Genomic DNA, 15,689 nt, shown 5'->3' on the forward strand with positions numbered 1-15,689 from the left:
AAGCCGAGCCCAAACCGCATAAAATGCGCCTGGGAAGGGGGCCAGGGCCTTGGTAGACTGGCCCCGTATGAAACCCAGCATCCACACTTCGCTTCCCGGTCCCAAAGCCCAAGCCCTTTTGGAAAGGGGTCAGGCCGTCCTCTCCTCCTCCTACATCCGCCCCTACCCCTTCGTTCCCGCCCGGGGGCAGGGGGTGTTCTTGGAGGACGTAGACGGCAACGTCTTCCTGGACTTCATGGCGGGGATCGCGGTGAACACCACCGGGTATGCCCACCCTAAGGTGCTGGAGGCGGTGAAGGCCCAGGCGGAGCGCTTCGCCCACGTGTGCTTCTCCGACTTCACCCACGAGCCCACCCTTTCCCTGGCGGAAAGGTTGGTGGCCAGATTGGGCGGGGGCTACCGGGTCTTTTTCGGCAACTCGGGCACCGAGGGAATAGAGGCCGCCATCAAGCTGGTGCGCCAGCACACGGGCAGGCCCTACCTCATCGCCTTCACCGGGGCCTTCCACGGCAGAAGCCTGGGTTCCCTTTCCCTCACCGCCAGCAAGAGCGCTTACCGCAAGGGCTTCTCCCCCCTTCTTCCCGGGGTGGTGCACGTGCCCTTTCCCAACCCCTTCCGGCCCCCCCTGGGAGCCAGGCCGCAAGAGGCGGGGAAAACCGTGCTGGAATACCTGGAGCACCTCTTCCGCACCGTGGTGGCCCCGGAGGAGGTGGCCGCTTTCTTCCTGGAGCCCATTCAGGGAGAAGGCGGGTATTTGGTGCCCCCGCCAGGGTTCATCCCCAAGCTAAAGGCCCTGCTGGAAAGGCACGGCATCCTCCTGGTGGCGGATGAGGTCCAGTCTGGGGCCGGCCGTACAGGGCTCTTCTTCGCCCTGGAACACGAAGGAGTCCAGGCGGACGTCTACGTCCTGGCCAAGGGCCTGGCCTCCGGCTATCCCTTAAGCGCCCTCCTCTTCCGGGAAGAGCTTTCCAGCTGGCGCCCCGGGGCCCACGGCACCACCTTCGGCGGCCAGGCGGTGGCCGCCGCCGCCGCCCACGCCACCTTGGACCTCCTGGAGGCTGGCCTCATGGACAACGCCGCCCGGGTGGGGGGGTTCCTCCTGCGGGAACTGGGGAGCATGCAAAAGCGCTTCCCCTTCCTGGGGGATGTGCGGGGAAGGGGGCTCATGATCGGGTTGGACTTCGGCACGCCCGAGGAGGAACGGCCCGACCTCAGGGACAAGGCCGTGGAGCTGGCCTTCAGGAAGGGGCTTCTTCTCCTTCCCGCCGGGCCTTCCGCCCTGCGCATCGCCCCTCCCCTCATCCTCACGGAGGAGGAAGCGGCCCTGGGGTTGGAGATCCTGGAGGCGGTTTTCCAGGCCCTCTAGCCCCATCCCCCTCCAGGGCCAAGGGTCCCACAACCCCTCCCCGGGAGCCCTTCTGGACCGCGCGCAAGGCGCATCCCCACCCAAGGCGGTGCCACCCGGGGTCGGGCCGAAGGGAACCGGGGCCAGGGGAGTCCTCCCTGGCCCCAGTCCCTGGGGTTCTACCTGGGTTCTCCGGGCCAGTCCCCCACCACCCCAGGGGCCGCCCACTCCATGGTGAGGAGCTCCTCGAGGGTGGCCTTTTTGCCCGCCGGGATGCGCAACACCCCCTTCCGGTCCTGGATGGGACCGGTGAAGGGGTCAAAGGTGGGCTTCGGGCTCTGCATATCCTTCAGCAGGGCCATGATGCGGTCGTAGACGCCGACCTTCTTTCCCCCCACCGTCATCTGGGCCTTCTTCAAGAGGGGCACGTGCTTGGGATTGATGGGAACCCCATAGTCCGCCCCCATCTCCACCGCCTTATGCTGCAGGAGCCAGAAGTAGTCCACCTTTTCCAGGTTCTTGGGGGTGTAAACGCCCTCCTTTACCTTCTTGAGGAAGTCAATGTAGATCACATCCCAGTGCACGATCTGGCCGGAGACCACGTGGTCTGGGGCGAACTTCAGCATGGGGGTGTAGTGGCCAAAGGAGTAAGCCCCCTTCTTGGCCGCCGTCTGGATCACCGTGGGGGTGTCCTCGGTGAAGGTGAAGACGTCCGCCCCTTGGGCCAGAAGGGCCTCCGTGGCCTCCCTGGCCTTGGCCGGGTCGTACCAGGCGTTAATCCAGCGCACCAGGACCTGGGCCTTGGGGTTCACCGCCCGAACCCCCAGGGTGAAGGCGTTGATGTGCCGCTTCACCTCGGGGATGGGGAAGGCGGCCACATACCCCACCTTGCCCGTCCGGGAAAGGGCCCCGGCGGCCAGGCCGTTCAGGTAGTAGACCTGGTAGAAGTCGGCCATGTAGGTGGCCACGTTGGGGGCCCGCTTGATCCCGGTGGCGTGGGCGAAGATGACGTTCGGGTATTTCTTCGCCCCCTCGAGGACCGCTTCCATGTAGCCGAAGCTGGTGGCAAAGATCACCTGGCACCCTTCCTTCACGAACCGGTCGATGACGGGAAGGGCCTGGGCCTCAGGCACACTCTCCACGTACCGGGTTTCCAACCAGGGAAGGGCCGCTTCCGCCTTTTTGCGCCCCACATCGTGGGCATAGGTCCACCCCGCATCCCCGATGGGGCCCACGTAGATGAAGCAGGCCTTCAACTTATCCCCTTGGGCCCATGCCAACCCCAACGCCAACAACAGCCAACCTAAAATCCTCCGCATCCTTTACCTCCCCCGGTCAAAGGGCTGGCCCAGGGCCTTGGGGGCCCGGGCGCGGCCCGAAAGGGCCAGGACCAGGATAACCAAAAGGTAGGGCATGGCGGCAAAGGCCTCCGACGGTATAGGTACACTGCCCTGCAAGCGGAACTGGAGAAAGAATAAGAGGCCGAAAAGGTAGGCCCCAAAGATGGCCCGCAAAGGCTGCCAGGCCGCCAGGATCACCAGGGCGATGGCCACCCACCCCAGCCCCGCCGTCATGCCGTCCGTCCAGGAGGGGCGATAGGCCAGGGAAAGATAGGCCCCCGCCAGGCCGATCATCCCGCCCCCCAGGGCCAGGGCCAGGTACCGCACCCCGTCCACGCTAACCCCAAAGAGATCCGCCGCCTTAGGGTTCTCCCCCACACTCCTCAGGTAGAGGCCAAAACGCGTGCGGGAAAGGAGCAGATGAAGACCCAAGGCCAGGATCAAGGCCAGCATGGCCAACATCCCTTCCGGCAGAGGGTTGGGCAAGGGGGTTCCCTCGTACCGCTTCCCCAACAGCCCTGAGGCCCCAAGCCCCAAGGCCGCCAGGGCCAGCCCCGCCACGAACTGGTTCGCCCTTAAGGAGACCGCGAACACCCCCAGGAATAACCCCAGCAAAGACCCCACCCCCATCCCGGCCAGGACCCCCAAAGCCGGATGGACCTGCAGGCCCACAGCAAAGGCCACCAGGGCGGAGAGGGCCATCATGCCCTCCACCCCCAGGTTCACCACCCCGCCCCGCTCGGAAAGGAGGGCCCCCAAGCCAGCCAGGAGGAGGGGAGTACCGAAGAGAACCGCACGCAAAAGGGCTTCTTCCATCAGCGCCTCCAGACCAGGCGGCGGCGGCTTAACGCCTCTGCCCCGATGAAGCCCAGGAGCAAAAGCCCCGCCGCCACGTCCACCACCCGAAAGGGCATGGAAAGGGCCAGCTTCAAGGCATCCCCCCCCGCCAGGATGAGGCCCAAAAGGGGGGCGGTGAGGAGCACCCCAAGGGGCCTTCCCCTGGCCAGCCAGGCCGCCAGGATGGCGGTGAAGCCATACCCCAAGGAAATCTGGGCTGGCTCCAGAAGCCTTAGATGGATCCCCGCCACCTCCCCCACCCCCGCAAGGCCCGCAAGGAAACCGGAAAGAAGGGCCGCCAGGAGGATCAGCCTTCCCCCCTTAAGGCCCAGGTAGCGGGCCGCCTCCGGGTTTTCCCCCAGTACTCGCCACTCAAAGCCAAGGGGGGTGCGAAAGAGAAGAACCTGAAGCCCCATAGCCGCCACCATCCCCAGAACCAGGGTAGGCCAGTGCACCAGGGTGTCCCCTAGCCGGGGAAGCTGGGCTTCAGGGGGGAAGCGGTCGGTGTAGAGAAAGCCAAAAACCATCTGGCCCTTCCAGGGCCCCGCCACCAGATAGACCACCAGGTAGTAGACCAGGTAGTTTTGCATGAGGGTGGTGAGGATCTCATTGACCCCGAAGCGCGCCCGAAGCCAGGCGGCAAGCCCCGCCCATAGGGCCCCTAGACTCCCCCCGAACAGGAACATCAAGGGCAGGCTCCAAAGCCCGGGAGGCAGGAAGAGGGCCACATAGGCCGCCCCCACCGCTCCCATGAGGAGCTGGCCCTCTGCCCCAATGTTGAAAAACCCGATCCTAAAGGCCAGGGCCAGGCCTGCCCCGATCAGGAGAAGGGGGATGGTGCGCCGCATCACCTCCGCCAGGCCCAGGGTATCCGTCAAGGGAGAAAGGAGAAGGGCGTACGCCTTGAGGGGCGGTACCCCGTAGAGGAGGAAAAGCAGGCCCAGGCCCAAAAGGGCAAGGCCCAGGAACAGGGCATAGGTGAGAAGAACCTTCCTGGGCGAAGGACTAGGATCCAGCTCCCACCTCATACCCGCCCCTCCGTCATCATCCGGCCCAGGCGCTCCCGGTCCGCCTCCTCCCGGGAGATGGGCCCCACAAAGCGGCCATGGTACAAGGCGGCTACCCGATGGGAAAGGCTTAGGATCTCGTCCAGGTCCTCGCTCACCAAAAGCACCGCCGAGCCGCCCCGCACCAGGTCCAGGATACGTTCATAGACCTCTTCCGCTGCCCCCACGTCCACCCCGTAGGTGGGATGCATGGCCAAAAGCAAGCGGGGACCGCCCCGAAGCTCCCGGGCCAGGATCACCTTCTGCACGTTCCCCCCGGAAAGAAAACGCACCGGGGTGCGGGGGGAAGGGGTGCGGATGCCGTAGCGCCCAATCAGGGCTTCCGCCTCCTTTTCCATGATCCGGTAATCCAGCAGACCCCGAGGGGCTAGGCGCCGGTAGGTGCGCAGGGCCAGGTTCTCCGCCACGCTCATGCCTTCCACCACGCCCATACTGCGCTCCTCGGGAATGTGGGCCACCCCAAGGGCGAAGAGGCGGGCGGGATCCTGGGGCCACGCTTCCCCCAGAAAGCGCACCCTCCCCTGAAAGGGCCTAAGGCCGGCCAGGGCTTGCAGGAGCTCCGCCTGCCCGCTCCCCGCCACCCCTGCGATCCCCAGCACCTCCCCCGCCCGCAAGGCGAAGGAAACCCCCTGCACGGGAAAACCATGCCGGGGCACCAAAAGGTCCTCCACCTCCAGGACCACTTCCGCCCGGGGTGGGGGAACCTTGGGGGGTGGGGCCAGGCTCCGGCCCACCATAAGGCGCACCAGGAGGTCCTTGTCCGCCTCCTGGCGTAAGACCTCCCCCACCTTCTCCCCAGCCCGGAGCACGGCGATACGGTCAGCAATGGCCAAGACCTCGTCCAGCTTGTGGCTGATGAAGATGACGGAAAGACCCAGACCCTTTAGCCGCCGGATCTCCTGGAAAAGGGCCTCCGCTTCCTTGGGCGTCAAGACGCTGGTGGGCTCATCTAGGATGAGGACCTTGGGGCGGTTGAGCAAGGCGCGGAGGAGTTCTACCCTTTGCTTCTCCCCTGCGGAAAGACGGGCCACGGGCGCCTCGAGGTCCACGCCCAAGGGATGCCCTTCCAAAAGCTTTGCCAGCCGCCGCACCAGGGCTCGGCGGGAGAAGACGGGAGGCAGGTCAAGCCCCAGGGCCAGGTTTTCGGCCACAGTGTGGGCCTCTATGAGCTCAGGATGCTGGGGCACCAGGGCGATGCCTAGGCGCTGGGCCTCCTTGGGGGAATGGATGCGCACCTCCTTCCCCTGGAGAAGAATCCGCCCCTCATCGGGGGCATACAGCCCGTAGAGGATGCTGACCAAGGTGGTCTTCCCCGCCCCGTTCTCCCCCAAAAGGGCCAGGACCTCCCCAGGGGCCACCTCGAGGGTGATGCGGCGGTTGGCCACCACAGGACCAAAGCGCTTGGTGATGTTCTCCAGCTTCAGCATGGGCCGGGCCAAAGCCCGGCCTTGAGAATACCATGTGCGGGCTAGAGCCTCCCTTACTCCCATAGGGTACCCGGCGACCAGCAGTAGCGAAGCCGCAGCAGGAACCCCCCGGCCGCGCTACCGGGGGGTAAAGCATGGCGTCTTGGAGCTGGCGGGCCCGGAGGGATTCGAACCCCCGACCTACCGCTTAGAAGGCGGCTGCTCTGTCCCCTGAGCTACGGGCCCATGGACAAAGCCGGGGTGTGGGTTCACCCCGGCCATTTGGAGCGGGAGACGGGACTCGAACCCGCGACCCTCGGCTTGGAAGGCCGATGCTCTACCAACTGAGCTACTCCCGCGTGGTCGGGGCGGCCCGATTTGAACGGGCGACCCCCTGCTCCCAAAGCAGGTGCGCTACCGGCCTGCGCTACGCCCCGGAGCGACCACCCCAAAGGCCACGATAACACTTGACCCTAAGAGGGTCAAGGCGTGCTACAATGGCCCCATGCGCTTAGGTCCAGTGGAAATCCTCCTCATCCTTTTGGTCATCCTCCTCCTTTTCGGCGCTAAGAAGCTTCCCGAGCTGGCCCGGGGCATTGGCCAGTCGGCGAAGGAGTTCAAAAAGGGGCTTCAGGAGGGGGAGGAGAAGAAGGAAGAGCCTAAGGCTTGAGGATCTCCTCAGGTACGGGCATACCGCCTGGGGCATAGAGGCGGTAGCCGGTGGGGCGCACATAGGCGGCCAGGGCCAGGCCGTAGCGCCGCGCCAGGCTTACCGCGGGAGCCGTCGCCCCCGTACGGCTTACCAGGAGCACCGCCCCCATCCCGATGGCCTTAGCCGCCATCTCCTGGCTCACCCGCCCCGTGACCGCCAGGGCCACAGGGGGCCTAACCCCTTCCAAAAGCATGTAGCCGGCCAAGCGGTCCACGGCATTGTGGCGGCCGATGTCCTCGTTGAGATAGAGCAGCCGCCCGGCCAGGTCAAAAAGGGCTGCCCCATGGATGCCCCGGGTCTGGGCGTACCGAACCGCATTCTGGCGGAGCTGGGCCATAAGCCTTAGGGGGTGCTCGGGGTCCAAGGACACCGTGGGCAAAGGGACAAGCCGGGGTTCGCCATAGCGCAACCCCGCAGCGCAGCCGCTATCCCGCACGCCCACGCCCTTTTCGGGATCCGTGGGCAGATCCACAGCCACCACCCCCTCGCCCACCTTCCAGCGCACCCCCTCGAGGCCCGAAAGCACCCCGCTTAACCAAAGATGCCCCAAGGCCAAGTAGACCTCGTCCCCCGGCGTGTAGCTAAAGGAGGCCCAGGGCTTGCCGTTGACGACCAGGAGGAAGCGCTCCTCCTCCGGTAGGGAAAAAGCTTCCTGTTTAAAGCCGCCCCCCTCAAACCTCCACATCGTTTTCCTCTGCCAGGGCGTACCAAGCGGCTCTCGCCCTTAGAGCGGGAAGGTCCAAATGGGCCTTGAGGCGAAGGTCCTGGAGCACGAACCGCTCCCCACAAGAGCGGCACACATGGATGCGGTAGGGGTTCTCTTCGTAATAGGCCAGACGCCCCGGGTGTGTCTCCCCACAATAGGGACAGGCCAAGCGCATGGACCGGAACTGGGTGTCACAAAAAGCGCAGACGTGGAAACGGCGCCCCTCTGCATCCAAGTACCCCACGTCGGGAAAACCCCCACAGCTGGGGCAGCGCTCCTGCCAATCCCCGCCAGAGGATGCCCTCGAGGCCTCTGGCCAGGAAACAAGGCGCAGGGCCTGGTGGAGCCAAAAGGCATAGGCCCCATTCTTGGGCACCTTCCCCTCCCTGAGCTGCCAAGCATCCTGAAGAAGTTGCCCCTCCGGGGGAAGCTGCACTCCTGAGAGAAGCCAAGGCGCCACAGCCTCTACAACCCGACGCACCTCCAGCAAAGCCTCTTTCAGCCCTTTGGCTAAGGGCCCAGGGTGCTTGGGCAACCGGCTCAATCTACGGTGCACTTCTTCCAAGATCTCTACCACGCTTACCCCCTTTTGGGTAAAGCTTACCCCCCGCTAGCCAAAGCGGGGGGCCTCGCCTTACACTTGCCCAGCCATCACCACGAAGTAGCGGAGCAAAAAGGCTCCCACCAAGGTGAAGAGGGCAGCCAGGGTGGCGTTGCGCTTCTCCAGGAAAAAGGGCAAGCCCCACCCTACCACCACAAATCCCCAGAAAACCCAAGCCAAAGGACCTGCCAACAGGGCCAGGATTGCTCCCGCCGCAGCGGGATACGTCCAGATAAGGTGCAAGAGCAATACCCCCCCTTCCACCAAGGCTGCCACCCCAACGAGACGGCTAACCCTTTCGTCAGGGTGCCACAGCTGAAGTAAGGCCCCGCCTGCGGTGGCTGCGGAGGCCAGGAAGAGCCAAGGGAGAAGGGGGGAAGCGTTCCAGAAGGGCTTAGCCATCTGCATGAGGAGCACTGCCGTATACCCCACCACCAAGGCTACCAGGACGGCCACCCCCTGCTGAAACCCCTTGGCGGTGGGCCGCAGGTAGACCCACAAAAGCCCCACTCCCGACAACACCAGGAACCAACTCCCTAGCCACATCACCGAGCCGGGATGCAACCCCCCTAGGAATAGGTTGAGGAAGCGCAAGGGCTGCCCAAGGTCCAGGACCAACAAGGCCGAGCCCAGCACCACCCCCAAGAAGGCCCAAAGAGCGCTCCGACGCACCATCTCCTGCTCGTAGAAAAGAACGCTTAACAGGTAAGCTCCACCTGTGGTTCCTGCAAGGAAAAAGTAGAGGGCGATCCACAAACCCCAGGCTTCCTCGCCTATGGGATTAGGGAGGTTCAAGGTGATCATTGCCCACCTCCCTTCAAGGCCTCGCGCCGCTCCACCAGAAACTTCAGCCCAGCCCCCAGGACCGCAGCGGCAATACCTGTAGAAAGCCAGCCCGCAGCTGCCCTTTTCTCGGCTTCCCGCACCGCCTTGGGCAGGTCGTACTGGCTGGGATGGTCAGTAAGAACGTAAAGGACGTGGGTGCCCCCTAGCTCCCCCAAGCCATACACGTTGGCCCGGGCATGGCCCCGCTCTTTGAGCACCCGAACCCTCTCCTCTGCCATGGCCCGGATCTCCCCGTAGCTACCAAAGGTCAGGGCATCGGTGGGGCATGCCTTAACGCAGGCCGGCCGGTCCCCATGGGCAATCCGGTCGTAGCACATGGTGCACTTCTGCACCACCCCGTGAGCCTCGTCAAAGTGAACCGCCCCATAGGGGCAGGCCTGCACGCAGGCGCGGCAACCGATACAGGTTCGTTCGTCCACCGTAACCACCCCGCCCTCCCGGTGGGCCATAGCCCCAACAGGGCATGCGCCCACACAAGGGGCGTTGGTGCAGTGCATGCACGCCACGCGGATGAAATCAAAGTAAGGGTCCCCGTTGGGCCTCAGCCCCTCGTAGAAGCGCATGGAGATCCAGGTATGGGCAGTAAGCTTGGGCGGGTTGGCGTAGCTCCCGTAGTTCTTGGTGTTCTCCGCCTCGAGGTCGTTCCACTGCTTGCATGCGACCTGGCAAGCCTTGCAACCTATGCAGCGGCTTGCGTCAAACAGTATGGCAAAGTCCTTCGGGTTCGGCATTCCCCACCTCCTAAATCTTCTCAATCCTCACCAGGAAAGCCTTCGTTTCCTGGATGAAGGTATTGGGGTCAAGAGCCTGGGGCGTGAGCTGGTTAGCGGAATCCCCAGGATTCCCTCCTTGATAGCCCCAGTGGATCACAATGCCCACCTGGTGGAGGGTCTTATCCCCAACCTTCACGGGTTGCACCCGAGGCGTGACCACCGCCACCGCCTTCATCTCACCGCGGGCGCTTTTGATGCGCACCCAATCCCCATTCTTGATCCCCAGGCTCTTAGCTAGCTCCACGTCCATCTCCACAAAGGGGTCGGGCTGTAGCTCCAACAGCCAGGGTACGTTCCGGCTCATCATCCCCGTGTGCCAGTGCTCGGTGAGGCGGTAGGTGGTGGCCACAATGGGGTACTCTTCTGGGGTGCCGTAGACGTCCAGCTCCCCCACCCAAACCTTACACACAGGGTTCTTGTCCTGGCCAGAAATCAAGTTGGCCAGGGCACTCTCCCAAGGCTCATAGTGCTCGGGGAAGGGACCATCCTTAAGCTGCGCCGCAAAGAGCCGGCCCACTCCTTCGGGGAGCATGATGAAGGGTAAAGCCTTATCAGGTGGAGCAGCGCCATCGGGCACATCCCCTTCCCACTTCTCCTCCTTGGGGTTCCAACGCACCAACCACTTGGCAGGATTCCGGGGCTGTCCCTTCAGGTCCGTGGAAGCGCGATTGTAAAGGATACGCCGGTTAGCTGGCCAAGCGTAAGCCCAGTTATGGAAGAGACCCAGTCCCAAGGGGTGGGTATCCTTGGGGTCACGGCGGGCCATTTTGTTGCCTTCCTCGGTAAAGGCACCACAATAAATCCAGTTACCGCAAGCGGTGGTGCCATCGTCCCTTAAGTCGGCAAACTTGGCCATGAGCTTGCCAGTGGTGAGGTCGTAGCCATTGTACTCCTTGGCCACCTCCTCGGCCATGCGATCGGAGTATTCCCACCAGGAGAGGTTAAGGATGGCCTCCTTGTTGGGCCCGCCTTCCTCGGCGTAGAGCCTCTTAAGGCGCTGGACCAGCTCGGTAAGGATCCACAGTTCCTCCTTAGCCTCCCCTGGCGACTCCAAAGCCTTGTCGTGCCATTGCGCCCACCTACCAGTGTTGGTGATGCTCCCAGATTTCTCTGCCCACACCGCCGAGGGGAGGAGGAACACCTCGGTCTGAATGTCCTTGGGATTCACGCCAGGCCGCTTCCAATGGGTGGCGGTCTCCGTCTCCATCGGATCCACCACCACCAGCCACTTTAAGTTGTCCAGAGCCTTCCGAACCAGATTAACGTTGGCAGCGGAGTTGGCCGGATTCTGGCCAATAGCAATAAGCCCCTCTATGCGACCGGCAAACATGGCTTGGAAGATGGCGTAGTGGGAATAATCGGCGCTCCTGTCGGGGATACCCCCCTTGTGGGGCGAGAGTTTGGGAAGATAGCCGTAGGCCTCCTTGGGATCCACCTTAGGCCACCACGCCTTGAGAAGGCTCACAAAGTACTTGGGGTAATTTTGCCACCAGTTAGCAGAAGGGGTGTAGTTAGCCTTGGGTACCTTGGAGGCTATCCACTCATCCAAAGTGGGTTTGTCGCCCGTAGGCAGACCCAAGTACCCTGGAAGATCATGGTAAAGAAGCGCAAAGTCCGTGGTACCCTGAACGTTGGAGTGACCCCTCAAGGCGTTAACGCCTCCTCCAGGAAGGCCAATATTGCCAAGGAGAAGCTGCACGATGGCGTACGTGCGGATGTGCTGAGTGGCATACGTGTGTTGGGTGGCCCCCATGGCGTAGGTAATGGTCCCCGCCCGGTCTGGACGGCCCGTGGAGGAGTAGAGATCGTATATGGCCAAAAGCTTTTCCACCGGCACCCCTGTGATTTTGGACACCACCTCAGGGGTGTAGCGCTCGTACTGCTTCCTTAAAAGCTGGAAAACGCAGTGGGGATCTTGCAAGCTGGGGTCGGTCTTCACCTGGCCGTTTTCATCCAGCTGGTAAGTCCAGGTGCCGGTATCATAGGTGCGCTTATCTGGGTTGTATCCGGAGAATAGACCATCCAGCTCAGCAGCCGTTTTGAACTCTGGGTTTACCAGGAAGGAGGCGTTGGTGTAGTGCTTAACGTAAAACTCGTCGTAGCGACGATTCTCCAGGATGTAACGAATCATGCCCCCCATGAAGGCGATGTCGGTGCCGGGGCGGATTTGGGCAAAGAGGTCCGCCTTAGCGGCCGTACGGTTGAAGCGGGGATCCACCACGATCAGCTTGGCCCCCCGCTCCTTCGCCTCGAGGATCCAGCGGAAGGTGAGGGGGTGGTTTTCCGCAGGGTTACCACCTTGGACCAGGATTACATCGGCGTTCTTGAAATCAATGGAGTGGTTGGTCATGGCCCCGCGGCCAAAACTCACGCCCAAAGCGGGAACCGTAGAGGAGTGGCAGATGCGCGCCTGATGTTCAATGTAAACGATCCCTAGGGCCCGGAAAAGCTTGCTCATGGCGTAGGCTTCCTCGTTGGAGCACACGCTGCTGCCCAAGGTGGCAATGGCCTCAGTGCGCCTCACCACCTGGCCTTGGTCATCCACTTCCACCCAACCTTGGTCGCGAGTGTCCTTAATGAGGCGGGCGATGCGATCCAAAGCCCATTCCCAGTCCTTCTCTTCCCACCGGTCAGCGCCAGGGGCCCGGTAAAGAACCTTCGTAACCCGGTAAGGGCTTTGCACAAACCCCCGGGCTGCCTGCCCTTTGGAGCAAAGCGCCCCTTGGTTGATGGGGTGGTCCGGGTCGCCTTCGAGGTTCACTAGCTTCCCCTCCTGTACCGCTGCAATCATGCCGCATCCCGTGGAACAATAAGGGCAGATGAGGGGCTTTTCCCCGATGGGCTTACGCAACACGGGTCTAGCCCCCCGGGCCAAACCCCGCTCCAAAAGCAAACCTCCCCCCGTAACGGCGCCGGCCAGGCCGATAAACTTGCGACGGGTAAGCATATTTACCTCCTTATGTTACCCTTTGTACTCCGGTCCCCCGTACTCCGTCTAGGGGCAAAAGTCCTAGGGCGTCCCTCAAAACGGGACGCCCCTTTACGCGCATAGGGTAGACTACCTATCCTCTAAAGACGCCTCAGCACCTCCTCCGCCTCCTTGTACCCCGGCTTCAGTTTCAAGGCCTCCTGGCACTGGTAGCGGGCTCCCTCCTTGTCCCCTAGCTTTTCGTTGGCCAGGCAGAGCTGGTAGCGGTACTCGGCCCGCTTGGGCTCCAGGCGGACCGCCACCGTGAGGCGGCTTTTGGCCTTCTGGGCATCCCCCAAGGCCAGGTAAACCTGGCCCAGGTAGTAGTAGGCCACCGGGAAGCGCAAGGGGGCCAGGGCCACCGCATTTTCCAAGGCCACCCCAGCCTCCTTATAGCGCCCTAGGACGAAGTAGGCCTGGCCCAGGGTGTACCAGCCCTCCGCATCCAGGGGCTTGAGCCGGTGCCCCTCCTCCAAGACCTTGGCCGCCTCCTCCGCCCGGCCCTTCAACAAGAGAGCCGAGGCATACCGCACCCGCAGACCCCCTTCCTTGGGGGCAAGCCCCACCGCCTTGGCGTACTGCTCCAGGGCCTCGTCCAAGCGGCCCGCCGCCAGATAGAGCTCGGCCAAAGCCGCCCTCACCTCCGGCGAATCCTGCAAGCTGAGGGCCTTCTTAAAGGCCTCCTCCGCCTTGTCCGCCTGGCCCAAGAAGGCGTAGACCAAGCCCCGCTGGGCAAAGAGGGGGGCGTAGCGGGGGTTCACCCGTTCGGCATCGCGAAGCACGCTAAGGGCCTGTTCCAGATAAGCCTTTCCCTTTTCCCGGTCCTCCGAAGCCCGATAGAGGGCCACGTAGGCCTCGGAAAGCACCATGTACCCCCCAATGTACCGGGGATTCCGGGCCACCAGGCCCTTGGCGTTCTCCAAAGCGGGGTTAAGGAGCCCCACCTTCAGTTGGGCCCGGGCCAGCCAGTAGACCACATCCGGGTCCTGGGGCCTTTCCTTTAAGGCCCGCTCAAAGAGCTCTAAGGCGGCCTCATACCGACCCAGGGCGTACAGCTGCACCCCAAGGCGGAAGGCATCCTGCTTCTCCACCTGGTTGGCCGCCGGGGGTGGGGTCTGGGCCAAACCAGGTACCGCCAACAAACTTAAGGCCAAAAGAAACCAGCGCATCCTTCCCTCCTATAGCACGTACCGCGTCAGGTCCGGCGAGGCGAAGACCGCCTCCAGCCTCTGCTCCACATAGGCCCGGGTGATCTCCACCCGGCCCAGGTCGGTCTGGAAGCTTACCTCCTCCAACACCCGCTCCAAGACGGTGGCCAGCCTCCTGGCCCCGATGTCCTCCAGCTCCTGATTGGCCCGGTAGGCCGCTTCGGCAATGGCCCTTAGGGCCTCCTCGTGGAAGTGGAGCTCCGTACCGTCCGCCCTTAAAAGCTCCGTGTACTGGCGGATCAGGGAGTTTTCCGGCTCCTTTAGGATCCGGTAGAACTCCTCGGGGCCCAAGGGGGAAAGCTCCACCCGGATGGGGAAGCGGCCCTGAAGCTCGGGGATTAGGTCCGAGGGCTTGGCCACGTGGAACGCCCCCGCGGCGATGAAGAGCACGTGCTCCGTGGACACCGGGCCGATGCGGGTGGAGACCACCGTACCCTCCACGATGGGCAAAAGGTCCCGCTGCACGCCCTCCCCGGACACATCCGGCCCCACCGTCCCTTCCCGACGGGCTACCTTGTCTATCTCGTCAATGAAGACGATGCCGTCCTCCTGGGCCCGCCTCCTGGCCTCCTCCTTGAGTTCCTCTTTGTCAATGAGGCGTTCGGCGTGCTGGTTCTTGAGGACCTCCCGGGCCTCCTTCACCGTCATGCGCTTGCGCACCGGGCGCTTAGGGAGAAGGCCTTTCAGCATCTCCCCCATGCCCCCAAAACCCTCCCCACCCAAAACCCCCATGAAGGGCAGGCCTATCTCCTCCTCCACCTGCACCTCCACGGAGAGGCTATCCAGCCGGCCCGAGCGCACCTCGGCAAGGGAAGCGCGAAGCAGGGTGGCGAGCTCCTCCTCGGCGAAGGCCAGGGCCTTTTCCTCCACCTTTTTCTTCATCTCCTCGAGGACCAGCCCGTAGCTGGCCTCCGCCAGGTCCCGCACAATAGCGTCCACATCCCGGCCCACATACCCCACCTCGGTGAACTTGGTGGCCTCCACCTTCACGAAAGGGGCCCCCGCCAAGCGGGCCAGGCGCCGGGCGATCTCCGTTTTGCCCACCCCCGTAGGCCCAATCATGAGGATGTTCTTGGGGGTCACCTCCCGGGCCACCTCTGGAGGGAGTTTCTTCCGGCGGTAGCGGTTCCTTAGGGCCACGGCCACCGCTCGCTTGGCCGCCTCCTGGCCCACGATGTGTTTGGAAAGCTCGCGGACAATCTCTGCAGGCGTCAGGTTCATGCCTCCCCCAAGGTTAACACCGTCACCTGGCCCGAGGTGTAAAGATCCACCTCCGCGGCAATCCTCAGGGCCTCCGCGGCGATCTCCCGGGCGGAAAGCCCCGAGTGGCGGTAGAGGGCCTTGGCGGCGGCTAGGGCATAGGGGCCCCCAGAACCCACCGCCAAAAGGGGCTCCTCCGGGGTGATCACCTCCCCACTTCCGGAAAGGAGCACCATGGACTCCCGGTCGGCGGCGATGATCATGGCCTGCAGGTGGCGCAAAACCCGATCGGTACGCCAAAGCTTTGCGGTCTCCACCGCCCCCTTTAGCAGGTTGCCCTTGGCCTCCTTAAGCTTTTCCTCAAAGCGCTCCAGGAGGCTTAGGGCATCGGCCACTCCCCCGGCAAAGCCCACCAGGATGCCTTCCCCCACCTCCAGGCGCCGCACCTTCACCGCTCCCCGTTTGAGCACAGTCTGGCCAAAGGTAACCTGGCCATCCCCCGCCAAGGCGGTAACCCCGTCCTTGCGCACGGCCAGAATGGTGGTGCCGTGGATCTCCACAAGGGGCACCCTACCGCGTGGCCATGAGAAGGCCGTTAGGGAAGGATTACTAAGAGGGAAGCCCAGCTTCTAAACCTGGCCCAGCCCCGGTGAAGTCCCTAGGGCGCTGCTTCGGCAGCC

The 15,689-nt window shown here is 63.6% G+C and carries 14 protein-coding genes and 3 tRNA genes; 2 read left to right on the top strand and 15 right to left on the bottom strand.

Annotated features, from left to right (window positions below):
• Positions 1-67 precede the first annotated feature (67 nt).
• Positions 68-1,366, top strand: a complete 1,299-nt coding sequence (locus L0D16_RS01550; protein ID WP_243029584.1) for an acetyl ornithine aminotransferase family protein — start codon at positions 68-70, stop codon at positions 1,364-1,366.
• Between the two features lie 158 nt (positions 1,367-1,524).
• Here L0D16_RS01550 and L0D16_RS01555 read toward each other — a convergent pair whose 3' ends face one another.
• From L0D16_RS01555 to L0D16_RS01585, 7 genes are all read right to left on the bottom strand, one after another.
• Complete coding sequence (locus L0D16_RS01555; RefSeq protein ID WP_243029585.1) at positions 1,525-2,664, bottom strand: BMP family ABC transporter substrate-binding protein; 1,140 nt, start codon at positions 2,662-2,664, stop codon at positions 1,525-1,527.
• Positions 2,665-2,667: 3 nt separating this feature from the next.
• Entirely contained in the window at positions 2,668-3,501 is an 834-nt protein-coding gene (locus L0D16_RS01560; protein WP_243029586.1) for an ABC transporter permease, read from the bottom strand.
• Entirely contained in the window at positions 3,501-4,550 is a 1,050-nt protein-coding gene (locus L0D16_RS01565; RefSeq protein ID WP_243029587.1) for an ABC transporter permease, read from the bottom strand. The genes L0D16_RS01560 and L0D16_RS01565 overlap by 1 nt, the downstream gene beginning before the upstream one ends.
• Entirely contained in the window at positions 4,547-6,016 is a 1,470-nt protein-coding gene (locus L0D16_RS01570; protein ID WP_243029588.1) for an ABC transporter ATP-binding protein, read from the bottom strand. Before L0D16_RS01570 ends, L0D16_RS01565 begins: the two co-directional genes overlap by 4 nt.
• Before the next feature lie 149 nt (positions 6,017-6,165).
• Positions 6,166-6,241 (bottom strand) — tRNA-Arg (locus tag L0D16_RS01575).
• Between the two features lie 37 nt (positions 6,242-6,278).
• Positions 6,279-6,354 (bottom strand) — tRNA-Gly (locus L0D16_RS01580).
• Position 6,355: 1 nt separating this feature from the next.
• Positions 6,356-6,432 (bottom strand) — tRNA-Pro (locus L0D16_RS01585).
• A gap of 68 nt (positions 6,433-6,500) precedes the next feature.
• Here L0D16_RS01585 and tatA point away from each other — a divergent pair.
• Positions 6,501-6,665 (top strand): twin-arginine translocase TatA/TatE family subunit, encoded by a 165-nt coding sequence (gene tatA, locus L0D16_RS01590; RefSeq protein WP_038030191.1) that lies wholly within the window; start codon positions 6,501-6,503, stop codon positions 6,663-6,665.
• Here the strand turns inward: tatA and L0D16_RS01595 are convergent.
• From L0D16_RS01595 to hslV, 8 genes are all read right to left on the bottom strand, one after another.
• Entirely contained in the window at positions 6,655-7,392 is a 738-nt protein-coding gene (locus L0D16_RS01595) for a formate dehydrogenase accessory sulfurtransferase FdhD (RefSeq protein ID WP_243029589.1), read from the bottom strand. The two genes, tatA and L0D16_RS01595, sit on opposite strands and share 11 nt — an antisense overlap.
• The gene (locus tag L0D16_RS01600; protein ID WP_243029590.1) at positions 7,379-7,990 is read right to left on the bottom strand and encodes a formate dehydrogenase accessory protein FdhE domain-containing protein; all 612 of its coding nucleotides are present in this window, start codon (positions 7,988-7,990) and stop codon (positions 7,379-7,381) included. Before L0D16_RS01600 ends, L0D16_RS01595 begins: the two co-directional genes overlap by 14 nt.
• Positions 7,991-8,047: 57 nt before the next feature.
• Positions 8,048-8,818, bottom strand: a complete 771-nt coding sequence (gene nrfD, locus L0D16_RS01605; RefSeq protein WP_243029591.1) for an NrfD/PsrC family molybdoenzyme membrane anchor subunit — start codon at positions 8,816-8,818, stop codon at positions 8,048-8,050.
• Positions 8,815-9,591 (bottom strand): 4Fe-4S dicluster domain-containing protein, encoded by a 777-nt coding sequence (locus L0D16_RS01610; protein ID WP_243029592.1) that lies wholly within the window; start codon positions 9,589-9,591, stop codon positions 8,815-8,817. Before L0D16_RS01610 ends, nrfD begins: the two co-directional genes overlap by 4 nt.
• 10 nt (positions 9,592-9,601) lie before the next feature.
• Positions 9,602-12,580, bottom strand: coding sequence for a formate dehydrogenase-N subunit alpha (gene fdnG / locus L0D16_RS01615; RefSeq protein WP_243029593.1), 2,979 nt, complete (start codon positions 12,578-12,580; stop codon positions 9,602-9,604).
• A gap of 122 nt (positions 12,581-12,702) precedes the next feature.
• Positions 12,703-13,770, bottom strand: a complete 1,068-nt coding sequence (locus L0D16_RS01620) for a tetratricopeptide repeat protein (protein WP_243029594.1) — start codon at positions 13,768-13,770, stop codon at positions 12,703-12,705.
• A 9-nt stretch (positions 13,771-13,779) separates the two neighbouring features.
• Positions 13,780-15,030, bottom strand: coding sequence for an ATP-dependent protease ATPase subunit HslU (locus tag L0D16_RS01625; protein ID WP_243029595.1), 1,251 nt, complete (start codon positions 15,028-15,030; stop codon positions 13,780-13,782).
• A complete protein-coding gene (gene hslV, locus L0D16_RS01630; protein ID WP_243029623.1) occupies positions 15,027-15,569 on the bottom strand; it encodes an ATP-dependent protease subunit HslV in 543 nt (180 codons plus the stop codon). The genes L0D16_RS01625 and hslV overlap by 4 nt, the downstream gene beginning before the upstream one ends.
• Between the last annotated feature and the right edge of the window lie 120 nt (positions 15,570-15,689).

This window comes from Thermus altitudinis (genome assembly GCF_022760835.1).
Lineage (GTDB): Bacteria > Deinococcota > Deinococci > Deinococcales > Thermaceae > Thermus > Thermus altitudinis.